Annotated in this window: 11 protein-coding genes; 5 read left to right on the top strand and 6 right to left on the bottom strand. The window is 70.5% G+C overall.

Features of this window, described 5'->3' with window-relative positions:
* Positions 1-36 precede the first annotated feature (36 nt).
* The gene (locus tag ACJ6WD_RS34610) at positions 37-819 is read right to left on the bottom strand and encodes an ArsR/SmtB family transcription factor (protein ID WP_407617214.1); all 783 of its coding nucleotides are present in this window, start codon (positions 817-819) and stop codon (positions 37-39) included.
* Between the two features lie 63 nt (positions 820-882).
* Here ACJ6WD_RS34610 and ACJ6WD_RS34605 point away from each other — a divergent pair, with 63 nt between their 5' ends.
* Positions 883-1842: an isocitrate lyase/phosphoenolpyruvate mutase family protein gene (locus ACJ6WD_RS34605; RefSeq protein ID WP_331249399.1), complete on the top strand. Its 960-nt coding sequence runs from the start codon at positions 883-885 to the stop codon at positions 1840-1842.
* Positions 1843-1899: 57 nt separating this feature from the next.
* Here ACJ6WD_RS34605 and ACJ6WD_RS34600 read toward each other — a convergent pair whose 3' ends face one another.
* Positions 1900-2184, bottom strand: a complete 285-nt coding sequence (locus tag ACJ6WD_RS34600; protein WP_233658738.1) for a hypothetical protein — start codon at positions 2182-2184, stop codon at positions 1900-1902.
* Positions 2185-2562: 378 nt separating this feature from the next.
* On the opposite strand from ACJ6WD_RS34600, the gene ACJ6WD_RS34595 reads away from it, so the two are divergent.
* Together ACJ6WD_RS34595 and ACJ6WD_RS34590 are read left to right on the top strand one after the other, a co-directional pair.
* The gene (locus ACJ6WD_RS34595; protein ID WP_233658737.1) at positions 2563-3183 is read left to right on the top strand and encodes a hypothetical protein; all 621 of its coding nucleotides are present in this window, start codon (positions 2563-2565) and stop codon (positions 3181-3183) included.
* Positions 3180-4559 carry a sensor histidine kinase gene (locus ACJ6WD_RS34590; RefSeq protein ID WP_407617213.1) on the top strand — a complete coding sequence of 460 codons (1380 nt, stop codon included), beginning with the start codon at positions 3180-3182 and terminating at the stop codon, positions 4557-4559. The genes ACJ6WD_RS34595 and ACJ6WD_RS34590 overlap by 4 nt, the downstream gene beginning before the upstream one ends.
* Positions 4560-4681: 122 nt before the next feature.
* Here the strand turns inward: ACJ6WD_RS34590 and recQ are convergent, their stop codons facing one another.
* A complete protein-coding gene (gene recQ / locus ACJ6WD_RS34585) occupies positions 4682-6718 on the bottom strand; it encodes a DNA helicase RecQ (protein ID WP_407617212.1) in 2037 nt (678 codons plus the stop codon).
* Between the two features lie 265 nt (positions 6719-6983).
* The gene (locus ACJ6WD_RS34580; RefSeq protein ID WP_233658735.1) at positions 6984-8384 is read right to left on the bottom strand and encodes a S8 family serine peptidase; all 1401 of its coding nucleotides are present in this window, start codon (positions 8382-8384) and stop codon (positions 6984-6986) included.
* An 850-nt stretch (positions 8385-9234) separates the two neighbouring features.
* On the opposite strand from ACJ6WD_RS34580, the gene ACJ6WD_RS34575 reads away from it, so the two are divergent.
* Both ACJ6WD_RS34575 and ACJ6WD_RS34570 read left to right on the top strand, forming a co-directional pair.
* Positions 9235-9393, top strand: coding sequence for a hypothetical protein (locus ACJ6WD_RS34575; RefSeq protein ID WP_407617211.1), 159 nt, complete (start codon positions 9235-9237; stop codon positions 9391-9393).
* A gap of 152 nt (positions 9394-9545) precedes the next feature.
* Positions 9546-10661: a hypothetical protein gene (locus tag ACJ6WD_RS34570; RefSeq protein WP_407617210.1), complete on the top strand. Its 1116-nt coding sequence runs from the start codon at positions 9546-9548 to the stop codon at positions 10659-10661.
* 70 nt (positions 10662-10731) lie between these two features.
* Here ACJ6WD_RS34570 and ACJ6WD_RS34565 read toward each other — a convergent pair whose 3' ends face one another.
* Positions 10732-11538, bottom strand: a complete 807-nt coding sequence (locus ACJ6WD_RS34565; RefSeq protein ID WP_407617209.1) for a DUF6602 domain-containing protein — start codon at positions 11536-11538, stop codon at positions 10732-10734.
* 467 nt (positions 11539-12005) lie between these two features.
* Positions 12006-12272: a hypothetical protein gene (locus ACJ6WD_RS34560; RefSeq protein WP_407617208.1), complete on the bottom strand. Its 267-nt coding sequence runs from the start codon at positions 12270-12272 to the stop codon at positions 12006-12008.
* Between the last annotated feature and the right edge of the window lie 295 nt (positions 12273-12567).

Raw genomic sequence — 12567 nt, 5'->3', positions numbered from 1 at the left:
CTCGGCCGGTTCACCCCAGCCCTTCACCCCAGCCCTTCACCCCAGCCCGGCCGCCTGCCCGTCGATGCCCAGCAGTTCCCGCAGCGCGCTGCTGCCCTCGGAGGTGAGGCGGACCGCCCGGCCGGTCCCGATCCGGCGGATCCAGTGCCGCTCCAGCAGCCGTTCGCAGAGCCGGGCGCCGGCCGTGCCGGCAAGGTGCTGACGGCGTTCGGTCCAGTCCAGGCAGCCGCGGGCCGGCGGGCGGCGCCCGCCGCGCAGGGCGTCGGCAGGGACCGCGAGGGCGTCCGCGAACCACTCCCGGCCGGTGTCGGTGAGGGTGAAACCGCCCTCCTGGTCCAGGAGGCCGCGTGCGGTCATGGCGTCGGTGAGGGTGACGCCGAGCCGGCCCGCCAGGTGGTCGTAGCAGGTCCGGCCGCGGGCCAGCGCGGCCGAGGCGCTGACCGCCCGCAGCCCGCGCGGCGGCCCGGCCGGCGGGTCCAGGTGCGCGGTCACCGATTCCAGCAGTTCGGCGACGCGCGGGCCGGCGAGCTGGACGTAGCGGTGCCGGCCCTGCCGCCGTTCGACGAGCAGCCCGCCGGCGATCAGCCGGGACAGGTGCTCGCTGGCGGTCGAGGGCGCCACCCGCGCGTACCCGGCGAGTTCCCCGGCGGTCCAGGCCCGCCCGTCGAGCAGCGCCAGGCAGAACGCGGCCCGGGTGCGGTCCGCCAGCAGCGCGGCGAGCCGGGCCAGCTCGTGGCTGTGGTCGGGCGCCACCGCGGGGCCCCACGGGACGCTCGGCCCGGGCCCGGTCCGTTGCGCGGTCCGTTTCGGCGACGTCATACGCCCATTGTCCGCGGCGACGCTTCGGCGACCACCGACACGTCGCCGGCCTACGGTGCGCCCATGACCACCGACACGCACAGCGGCGCGGGCACCGGCGACGGCCGGAACGCGGGCGTCACGCCGGGCACCGACCCGCACCCCGCCGCCTTCCACGCGCTCCACCACCGTCCCGGCCACCCCCTCCTGCTCCCCAACGCCTGGGACAGCGCCTCGGCCCTCGCCCTCGCCGACGCCGGTCACCCGGCGATCGGCACGACGAGCCTGGGCGTCGCGGCCGCGCACGGACATCCGGACGGCCGGGCGCTGCCCGAGGTCCGTAACGCCACGCTCGCCCTGGCGCACCGGCTCGCCGGCCGGCTGCCCTGCCCGTACACCGTCGACATCGAGGGCGGCTACGGCGCCGAACCCGGTGAAGTAGCCGCTCTGGCAGTGGAGTTGGCGGAGTGTGGCGCCGCCGGAATCAATCTGGAGGACGGCCTCCCCGGCGGCGGTGGGCTGCAAGACCCGGCCCGTCAGGCGGAGTTGATCCGTGCGGTGAAGGAGCGCGCGCCGGGTCTCTTCCTCAACGCCCGCATCGACACGCACTGGTTGGTGGACACCCCGCCGCCGCTGTCGGAGGCGCTCGCCCGGGCCGAGACGTATCTGGCCGCCGGGGCGGACGGCGTCTTCGTGCCGGGCGTCACCGCCGACGCGGACCTCGCGGTGCTCGTGGACGGCATCGCCGCGCCGTTGAACGTGCTGTTCGCTCCCGGCCGGCACACCGTCCGTGGCCTGGCCGACCTGGGCGTGCGCCGCATCAGCACCGGCTCGCTGCTGTTCCGTACGGCCCTGGGGGCGGCCTGTGCGGCCGCGGACGCGATCCGCGCGAGCGGCGGGCGGCCTGGCGGCGCGCCGGTCCGTGGCGCGGGGGAACCGCCGGCCTGCGCGGACGCGCTGGCTTACGGGGAGGTGCAGCGGCTGACCGGCGGCAACGGCGACGTCGGGGACGGCCGGGGTGCGGGGGAGCGCGGGGAGGCGTAGCGCGTCGGTGTGCGGCGTGCCGGTCGGCGGGGCGCGGGCGGGGCGGGCGCCGGGTGGTTACCGGGACCGGTCCGCGGGCTCGTTCCGCCGCCGCTGCACCGCGACGCCGATGCTCGCCGCGCCCAGTGCTGCCGCGCCGCCGAGGAGGCCGGCCTTCGGCAGGTGCCCGGCCTTCTCCGCGAGGCCGGCCAGCCCCTCGTCCGGGAGCATGATCGAGGTCCGGGTCTCCGTCGGCGCGGTCGAGTCGGCGGCGAACGCGGCGCCCGCGGGCAGCAGCAGGACGGCCAGCGCACCGGTCGCAACGGTGGCGGTACGGATCATGGAACGGCGCTGACCACGCATGACTACTCCTTGACGGGGGCGGCCGGCGGCCGCCCTGGGGACGCGGTAACGGGTGATCACGCTACGGAGGGCCCATAACGGCGATCCGTATGTTGTGTAACAGTCAGCCCCACCTCTGCTGTCATTCCTGTGACGACGCGGTCGGGGCCGGCGTCGCCACGGGGTGCCGGCCGCGAGCCGGGCCGAGGTCCCGGTGCGCGGCCCGGGGGGAGCCGCCCGGGTGCGCCGCCCGGGGCGAGCCGCCGCCGGAACGGTCGTCCCGAAGATTCCCTACCCCGACACCTTGGGTAGCTTGGTCAGGCTATGTCCGCATTTAGCCCCGCAGGGAGCGCGCCGGTCGGTCCCGCCCGTACCCCGGCGCCCGTTCCCCGTGCCCGCGTGCGGCCCCTCGCCCTCGCCGCCGCGCTGCTGGCCCTCCTCGCCGGATGCGCCAGCCCCGAGGGCCTCAAGGACGAGGGGCGGGCACGGCAGGTCACCGCGCCACTGGACCTCTGGCCGCGGAACTCGCCCGCCCCGTTGCGCGAGAACGAGAACCCGGCCGCCCTCAAGCCGCTCCCCGAGCTCCCCCGCATCCCGAGCGGCGACATGGGGCACGCCGATCCGCTCGCCGTCCTCGACGCGGACTTCGCCGCGTCCGGGGCCGCCCCGCCCGCGCCCGGCTCCGTGCGCCGCCCGGAACTGCACGACCTCACCGACGACGGCAAACCCGATCTGATCGCCGTCGTCGACATCGACCGCCGCACCAGCGAACTGCGCGTCTACACCGTCCGCAAGACGGTGGTCACCCGGATCCTCGCGCTGCGCGGCGTACTGGCCGGCGTCGAACTCGCGGCCGGCCACCTGGCGATCCGTGAGCCCACCAAGGACCCGCGCTACGTCAGCGTCACCGACTACGTCTGGGACGGGAACTCGATGGGCCTGTGGGACCTCACCCTCGACCTGGCCCACAAGCCCAAACCCACCACGTCCGGCGCCGCCCCGGCAGCGGGGCCCCCGTGACGCGCCCCCGCCCGGGCGAACCGCCGGGCCGACGCCCGGCGGTCCCCCGCCGCCGGTGGCCGACGCTCCCCCTCCGCTGGCGCCCGGCGGTCTCCCTGCGCTGGAAGATCTCGCTCACCGTGACGGCGGTGTGCTGCGCGGTCGCCGCCGTCCTCGGGGCGCTCGTGCACAACGCGGTCGCCCGCCAGACCGTCGGCCAGGTGCGCAAGGAGACCCGCGCGGACCTCGACACCGCACTGGACCTCTTCGAGTACGGCACCTCCCGCGAAGGCATCAACTCCGTCCTCGATCCCCCCGAACTCCCCTCGGAACTACGGGAGTTGGTGCGTCGTGGGCGGCGCGGCAGCATGGTCGGAAGCTACCGCGGGCAGCCCGTCATGTGGGCCGCGGCGCCCGCCGACGACCAGATCATGGCCGTCTGGTCGCCCTACGGGAACACCCGCTGGAGCCTCGACAAGTTCGACACCGCGATCCTCGGTTCGGCCGTCCTCGCCGCCGCGGCCGTCGCCGCGGCCGGACTCTTCCTGGCCCGGCACATCAGCCGCCGGCTGGCCACCACGGCCGCCGTCGCCCGCCGGATCAGCGCCGGCGACCTGGACGCCAGGGTCGACGAATCCGCAGGTCAACGGCGGCGCGACGGGGCGGAGCAGGACGAGGTGGCCGCCGTCGCGGCCGCCCTGGACTCCATGGCCGCCACCCTGCAGAGCCGCCTACAGGCCGAACAGCGCTTCACCGCCGACGTCGCCCATGAACTGCGCACCCCGCTCACCGGCATCCTCGCCTCCGCCGAACTCCTCCCCGAGGGCCGACCCAAGGAGATGATCAACGACCGGCTGCGGGCCCTGCACCGACTCACCGAAGACCTGCTGGAGATCTCCCGCCTGGACTCCGGCACCGAGCACGCCGACCTCGCCACCTACGAACTCGGCCCGCTCGTGCTGCGCTCCGTGCGCGCCACCGGTCTCGACGCCGAGGTGCGGATCGACGCCGACACGGTCGTCGAAACGGACCGGCGCCGCCTGGACCGCGTCCTCGCCAACCTCGTCCTCAACGCCCACCGGCACGGCCGGCCCCCGGTCACGGTCACCGTCGACGCGCCGCCCGACGGCACCCCGACCATCGCCGTGCGCGACCATGGCCCGGGCTTCCCCGCCGACCTGCTCCAGCACGGGCCGCAGCGCTTCCGCACGGACGTCCCGGGCCGGGGCCGGGGCCACGGACTGGGCCTGACCATCGCCGTCGGACAGGCCGCCGTCCTCGGCATCGACCTGCACTTCGGCAACGCCCCCGACGGCGGCGCCCACGCCCTCCTGACGTTCCCCCCGCAGCCGCCGCCGGAGCGGCCCGGCCGTCCGGGCGGCCGGACGACGCCTTGAGCGGGCCGACCGCCGCACCCCTCAGCCCGCCGGCCGCCCGCCCGCCGGCCGCCCGTTGGTCGCTCGGCTCGTGAGGGGGGCGCCCGCGTCGCGTCCGGCGAGCGGTGCGCCCGTGCCCCGCCTCACCAGTCGATGTCGTCCGGCGGCTCGGGCAGCGCCTCGTCCTCCTCGAACACGGACGCCGGCGCGGCGCCGACCGCGGTCGCACCGGCGGGAGTACCGGCCGGAGCCGCCGCGCCGGGCCGGGTCGCGCCCGCCGTGGCCGCGCCCGCGGCGCCCGCCACTCCCGCAGTGCCCGCACCGCCCGCCGTTGCGGCCGGGGTCGGCCCGCCGGCCAGCACCTCCAGGATCTGCTCCCCGTACTTGGCGAGCTTGTTCTCACCGACTCCGGTGAGCGTGCCCAACTCGGCGAGGGTCGTCGGCCGGGCCGTCGCGATCTCCCGCAGCGTCGCGTCATGGAAGATCACGTAGGCCGGGACGCCCTGCTCCTTGGCCGTGGCACCCCGCCAGCCGCGCAGCACCTCGAAGACCGGCAGCGCCTCCTCCGGCAGGTCCACCGGCGCCCGCTTGCCCTTGGACTTCGCCTTGGCCGCCCGCGCCGCCTTCTCCGGCTCCCGCCGCATCGGCACCCGGCGCTGCCCGCGCAACACCTCACCGCTGGACTCGGTGAGCACCAGCGTCCCGTAGTCCCCCTCCACGGCCAGCAGCCCCTGGGCGAGCAACTGCCGCACCACGCCCCGCCACTCGGCCTCGCGGAGGTCCTCCCCGATCCCGAAGACGCTCAGCCCGTCGTGGTCGAACTGGATGACCTTGGCGGTCTTGCGGCCCAGCAGGATGTCGATGATCTGCCCCGCCCCGAACTTCTGCCCCCGCTCCCGCTTCAGCCGGACCACCGTCGACAGCAGCTTCTGCGCCGACACCGTCCCGTCCCAGGTCTGCGGCGGTGTGAGGCAGGTGTCGCAGTTGCCGCACGGACCACTCTCCTGGTCGAAGTACGCCAGCAGCCGCACCCGACGGCACTCCACCGTCTCGCACATCGCCAGCATCGCGTCCAGATGCGCGGAGAGCCGGCGCCGGTGCGCGTCGTCCCCCTCCGACCCGTCGATCATCTTCCGCTGCTGCACCACGTCCTGCAGCCCGTACGCCAGCCAGGCCGTCGACGGCTGGCCGTCGCGGCCGGCGCGACCGGTCTCCTGGTAGTACCCCTCGACCGACTTCGGCAGGTCCAGATGGGCCACGAACCGCACGTCGGGCTTGTCGATGCCCATCCCGAACGCGATGGTGGCGACCACGACCAGACCGTCCTCGCGCAGGAACCGCGCCTGGTTGGCCGCCCGCACCCGGGCGTCCAGCCCCGCGTGGTAGGGCACCGCGTCGATCCCGTTGTCCACCAGGAACTGGGCGGTCTTCTCCACCGAGGCGCGGGACAGGCAGTACACGATGCCCGCGTCCCCGGCGTGCTCGCTGCGCAGCAGCTCCAGCAGCTGCCGCTTGGGCTCGCTCTTGGCCGCGATCCGGTACTGGATGTTGGGCCGGTCGAAGCTCGCCACGAAGTGCCGGGCCCCGTCCATCCGCAGCCGGGACGTGATCTCCTCGTGCGTCGCCTTCGTCGCCGTCGCGGTCAGCGCGATCCGCGGCACGTCCGGCCAACGGTCGTGCAGCATCGACAGCATCAGGTAGTCGGGCCGGAAGTCGTGGCCCCACTGCGCCACGCAGTGCGCCTCGTCGATGGCGAAGAGCGAGATCTTCCCCCGGTCCAGCAGCTGCACCGTCTGCTCGACCCGCAGCCGCTCCGGCGCCAGGTACAGCAGGTCCAGCTCGCCGGCGAGGAACTCGGCCTCGATCAGCCGCCGCTCCTCGAAGTCCTGCGTCGAATTGAGGAAACCGGCCCGCACCCCCAGCGCCCGCAGCGCATCGACCTGGTCCTGCATCAACGCGATCAGCGGCGAGATGACCACCCCGACACCCGGCCGCACCAGCGAGGGGATCTGGTAGCACAGCGACTTCCCGCCGCCCGTGGGCATCAGGACGACGGCGTCCCCGCCCCCGATCACCTGCTCGATGATCTCCTCTTGATCCCCGCGGAACGCGTCGTACCCGAAGACCCGGCGCAGCGTCTGCACCGCCTCGCCCGCCTCCGGGCCACTCGCCACGTCCACGTCGCCTTCCACGCCCACGACCACTCCCACGTCCGCCGGAACCACTCCGAAAGCGTACGAGCTCCGCCCCACCCGCCGCCGACCCTGTGGACAACTCCACCCACTCCCGGCCGCCCGCCACCCGCCCCACGCCCGCCGCCGCGCCCGGCCATATGGGAAATCCCACTGATCGCCATGACGGGTGCGGCTGCGTCGGGTGTCAGCCATACGATCGGGCGCCCGTCGCGAAACGACGGGCGCCCGATCCCCCGGGACGCGAACGCCCTCAGCCCGCCTTGGCGAGGGCGGGGACGAAGCGGGCCGCGTCGATCGTGCCGACGCCGGTCGCCATGTCGTAGCCCTTCGCCGCGGTGTAGCCGGTGACTCCCGCGTAGCTGTTGTTCGTGCCGTCCTTCACGTCCACGATTCCGGTGGACTGGTTCCGTGCGGGCTGTGCGGACAGCGCGTACAGAGCCTCGTGGATGTCACCCAGCCGGTGTCCGGCGACCTGGTCGGCCAGGGCCACGATGCCGGCGAAGAGCGGGCTGGCCTCGCTGGTGCCGACGTAGACCTGCCAGCCGACCCGCTTCGGGTCGTAGCTGGAGTACACCCATGCGCCGCCCTTCAGCGCGGCGGACATCGAAACGTCGGGGGTGCCGCGATGGTCGCCGACCACCTGCTCGACCCCGGACTGGTACGAGGGGCGGGCGAAGACGTGGGACGGGCCGCCGCCGCTCGCGCCCTCGTCGTTGAAGACACTGTCCGGAGCGATGCGGTCACCCTTGGCGTCCAGGTGCAGCCGGGTGCCGCCGACCGAGACGGCCAGCGGGTCGGAGGACGGCCAGGCGTTGACCCGGTACGGGTAGTCGCCGTTGCCGCTCGCGGTGGTGTTGGTGGCGCCGCCGTCGCCGGAGGCGGCGAGGACGGTCACCTTGTGCTTGGCCGCGTCCTTGAAGGCGTACCGCAGGTTCTCGATGCTGGAGAAGTCACCGTTGCGGAAGCCGGGGAAGGTGTTCTCCGTCGCACCGAAACTCTGGCTGATCACATCGCCCACACCGCGGTCGATGAGCGACTTCTCGGCGTCCATCATCTCCCGCAGGCCGGTGGTGCCGTCCCCGTTCTGGTCGGCCCCGGACTCCACCAGGACGATGTGCGCGTCCGGGGCGACGGCGTGCGCCATCTCCACGTCGAGGGTGGTCTCCCCGGCCCAGCCGACCTGGTCGGGGTTGGTGGTATCGAAGCGCGGGACGTTGCCCCACTTCACCACGTCGACGTGGGTGCTCTTCATGCCGAACCGGGCGCTGTAGACATCCAGGTCGTGCTGGATGGTCGGCGAGCCGAAGGAATCCACGATCACGATCGTGCGCCCCTTGCCGGTGACTCCCGCCTGGTACAGCGGGTTCAGGTTGTACGCCTGCCGGAACTGGTTCGGGGAGTAACAGGAGATCTGCCACTTCGCCTGGCACTCCCCGGTGGTCAGCAAGCCGTGGGCCGCGCTCTCCGACTGCTGCCCGGCCACGGCCGGCACGACCTCGGCTCCTCGTGCCGAAGGCGCTGGATGCACCGCATGCACCGGTGCGGCGACCGCGGAACCCGACAGGGCGGGGGACAACAGTGCGATGTTGGCGAGGGTGGTGACCCCGACGGCTGCGGCCGCGATGCGGCGTCGCGCACGAACTCTGCGCATGTTCATTCCCCTTGCAAGGTGAGACCCCCACTCGACAGTTCCGGTGATTCCACCCCGAGGCCGCGCGCAGAACAACCACTTACCCCTGTGCGACTTCTCACTGATGTGTTGCTTATCACTTTTGTCCGATTCGGGGGTTGCCGGGCCACGCCGCCCCCCGCCGGGCGAAAGGGCCGCGCAATCCAGCCGCCGTGGTCACCCACGAGGGCTCTCCGGACTGCCCAGAAGTGGCCCGACGACGTACGAGACCCGGACGGTCATTCCAGATCGCAGCGCTTCTGGACCTTGTCGCACATGGCCCTCGGGCCTTCCCGTCATCGGCGCGAGATCGCGCTCACGCTCACTGGGGTCGCCACGGTTCGCAGCGAGGACGCCGTTCCCGCTGGGCATGGCCGCGGGAACGTCCATACTGACGGAATTCCGAAAGGGCTCCGCTTCTCGGAACTCCCCTCCCGTCGTGTGCCGTTGGGATCGAGGGTGGGCGTGGCGCAGGGGCCGGAGATCCGTGCCGCCCCGAACGCCGTCGGCCACGGTCTCATCGAACTCGGCCGTGTGTCACTGGAGACGGCGGAGCGCCCTGGAGGAGCTTCTGCGGCGGGCGATGCTTCGCTCCCGCGGTTCCGAAGAGGCGGGCGACTCGGCCACTCACAAGACGGACTGAGCAACATCAAGGAGGAGGTGGAGGGCGTGACCAACCCGCGTCGCGTAGTCGCCAAACGAGCCGAGAACCCTTCGCCGGCAATGTTGTCCGTACGCGGTTGGGCTGAAGCTAAGCGAGGCGCTGTTGCGCTGGCTGAACAACTCCACAGCGCCGGCCTCAGGGGCGGACTTCCTTGGTCTGAGGGCTAACGTGACGATCTTCGGTGATGGCTTGGTGCGTCTGGGGCCCATCCAGCCCGAGGCTGGAGAGGCACTGGCACGCCTGCTCGTCATGGGCTTGGCGATGGAGGTGGCGGACCATGCCGACGATCAGGGCCAGTCCACTCCTCCGGAGGCCCCGGCCGCGTGATGCCCCTCCGCGTTGGCAGCTCGGCGGTCTTCGGGCGGCCGCGGCCGGCGCCTCAGCCCGGACGAGCCGAAGACCTGCACCCCCTCTGGGGCCCATGTCCCCCTCAAGCAAAGTAGATCCGGACTGTCAGTGCTGTGGCCTAGGGTCACCCCATGACCGCTAGCGCTAAGGTGATCAACCCCGGTGACGTTCGGACGTGCACGGAGATTCGTGCTGCATTCGGTGGAAGTCCGCAGGGCGGGATCTGTCCTTCCGAGGACATGCACAGCGTCAACCTCTACTCAGACCCGGACGTGGGCGAGCAAGCCGGTTACTACGACGGCTGGTTGGCTGAGGGAGACGAGCTGGGCCCCGTCTTCGAGTACACCGGCGCTGGCAAGTCTGGCGACCAGACCTTTGATGGTGTCGCCGGCGCAGGGAACCGGGCGATTCTTCGACACGCGGAGCAGGACCGGGTGCTTCGTGTCTTCACGCGCGTCGGCAAGCTTCCCGGGAGCGATACGAAAACGCACCGATACCTTGGGACGTTCACGCTGGACGGTATGGAGCCGTACGTGTGGCGCCGGGTTCACGGCGAGGACGGCCAAGAGCGCAGCGTCGTGGTGTTTCGCCTGCGCCAAGAGGGCGAGGTGCAGCATGCTGAGCAGGACGTGATTCCTCCTGCGGAGGAGACGACCGCTGAGTTCGTGCCTTTCCGTGCGGTCACCGCGGCGATGTTCCAGTCGGATCCGGCAACGAGCGGCGCTCTGCCGTTGCCCAAGCAGCGCGTACGCAAGGGGGCTGCTGGACGGAAGGCAGCCCCCAACGCCGAGACCAGTGGCACCTTTGTCGTCCCCGAGGCTTTTCGTACCAAGCTGAGCCTTCGGGCTGCCACTGCTGCCACGGTCGCCGTGCGGCATGAGGCCGAATTGACCCAGGCATACAAGGGCTTCTTGGACTCTGCTGGGCACCAGACCGGAGCATTTCAGATCAAAGTGAAAGGTCTCACTTCAACTCTCCGCACCGACCTGTATGACGCGACGGATCACGTTCTCTACGAGGCAAAGGGGTCGAATTCCCGGGAAGACGTGCGCATGGCTCTCGGGCAGATCCTGGACTACAGCCGCTACGTCAAGGCGCCAGGGCAGGGAGAAGAGCCGAAGCGCGTCATCCTGCTGCCGGCCGCTCCGACGCCCGACATGTACACCCTGCTCGATCGGTATGACGTAGGTGTGGTGTATCGGTCGGATGACGGCCGCTTCGTGGGAGAGGCAGTTCCTAAGGGCTAGCGGTAATGCCGCTACCCTCTCTGACGTCACATCGTTGGCGCCAGAGAGGGTAGCTCGCACCTGGCCGGTTCTAAAACGTCCAATTCCTGGCTATGTGCCCCAGTGGCGTGGTGCCAGAATATGGATTGAGGTCGAGCGGATTCATCCAAGCGTCAGAGAAGTGGACGTTGAGGTGGAGTGCTAGCGGGAGGAGGATGTCTTGTTCTGGGTCGGCATCGATCTGGAAGAGCGATGCGCCCGCCACCGGAGATCTGAAGAGTGAACCCGTGCGTGCATCCCCCCATTGAAGGTGCCCCTTGCCCGCCACCCATACGCTGTCCGGCCACTCATAGGGGTTGCGAGTCCGGCACCAGTCAATGAGATGGTTTCCGATCGTCTCCAGCTTGAGGCTGTCAAACCCGACGATCATGCCCGAAGTCGGGAAGTAGTTGTGAACCTGACCGTACGCCTTGGTGGATCTAGGAATCGTCCCGGTGATTGGCCGGTATGCCGTCTTCGGCATCGTCCGCATCTTGCTGATTTTGTTGCAGGCGTCGGTGAGCTGATTTCCGTCTAGCTTCGTCTTGACTTCGACCATTCCGTATACGCATTCGTTGGGAATGATCCGAAACCCTTTGAGGCTCGTGAACGGTGGCGTACCGCGATCAATGAGAACGATGTCAGATTGCGGTGAAACGTCGCCGTTTGCGGAAATCACTTCCACGTTATGTACTGCCTCTACATGCGTCGGCAGGTATCCGGATAGAAATTCCTGAATGAGAAGCTCGCGCGATGTGCCAGCTTCGCCATTGTGATTGAAGTTCTGGGACTGTTCAAAGTCGGCGCGCATTCTCTTTGCCACTGAGCTGAGGATATTGCCGAGCTTGTCTTGGGTCACCTATGGATCCTACGCGGTGTTTGGGGAATAGATCGCGGAGCCGGACGTGGACTGCAATCGGATTTCGGTATGTGGCTGATCCAGCCTAGGGCGCAGCGGTGTCAAGCAGCGCTGTATGGGCACCGGCCTACGCAGGCCGGTGGAGGCTGCCGGCGAGTCGACACTGCGTTCTCGCAGCGGGGCTTTCCAGGGTCGGAGCGGTGCGTGCTCGTCGTCGGCCGCTGTTGAGTGACCTCGGGCGGCCCAGGGGCAGCCCAGCTTCGATGGGTGCAGGACCTGCATGTGACCGAAGGCGCTTGCCTTCGATGGTGTTCGCCTGGGCCTGAGCCAACGACAGTCGGCCACGGCGGCGGGCTAGTCGACGGACTAGGCGCACGTGTGCCTCGCTGTGCCCCCAGTGGCCTCAACCACGCTGCTGAATGTACCTGTCGCCCCGGGCGAGTTGCCGGGCCCGACGCTCCTCTGCCTTACCGGGTGTGGAAGTGTTCGCTGTCGCCCAAGTACCGAGTGAAGCCCCGCCGGAAGAGGTCGGCCGCTTCGGGTCCTACTTCCTCGGAGGTGTAACCGGCGCGGGCTGCTGCGATGCCGGCGTGGTAGTTGAGATCCAGGCAAGCCGACCTGAAGGTCGTGCTACCGACCGGACTGATCAGTCCGCCACGGGGCATGGTGCACTGTGCCGCTGCCTCGGCACCGAGTTGGAGGATCTCGTCTTGGGTGTGTGAACTGTTGGCCATGCGCCGACGGTAGCCAAGCCCTTGCAGCCGCGTACTAGGAACTACTGCAGAGACTTGCTTCGTGAGCCTGGTGGTGGAGGGTTGGGGCATCCGCTGCTGGCCCGGTAGTAGCTACCGGCTCTGGCCCACAGGCCGAGATCGGTCCCTGGAGCACCCTCGTTGGCCTTGATTGACCGAGTGAACTGGGCACGGATCTGCCCCGGCGGCTTAGGCGGCTTAGAGTTCCTAACGCAACGTGTTTTGCAGGCGTCGCCAGCAGATCAGTGAACAGGCGAGTTTAAGGAACGCCTCGTGG

This window comes from Streptomyces sp. VTCC 41912, assembly GCF_045799175.1.
GTDB classification, from domain to species: domain Bacteria; phylum Actinomycetota; class Actinomycetes; order Streptomycetales; family Streptomycetaceae; genus Streptomyces; species Streptomyces albulus_C.
This window is presented reverse-complemented; position numbering and strand designations above follow the sequence as displayed.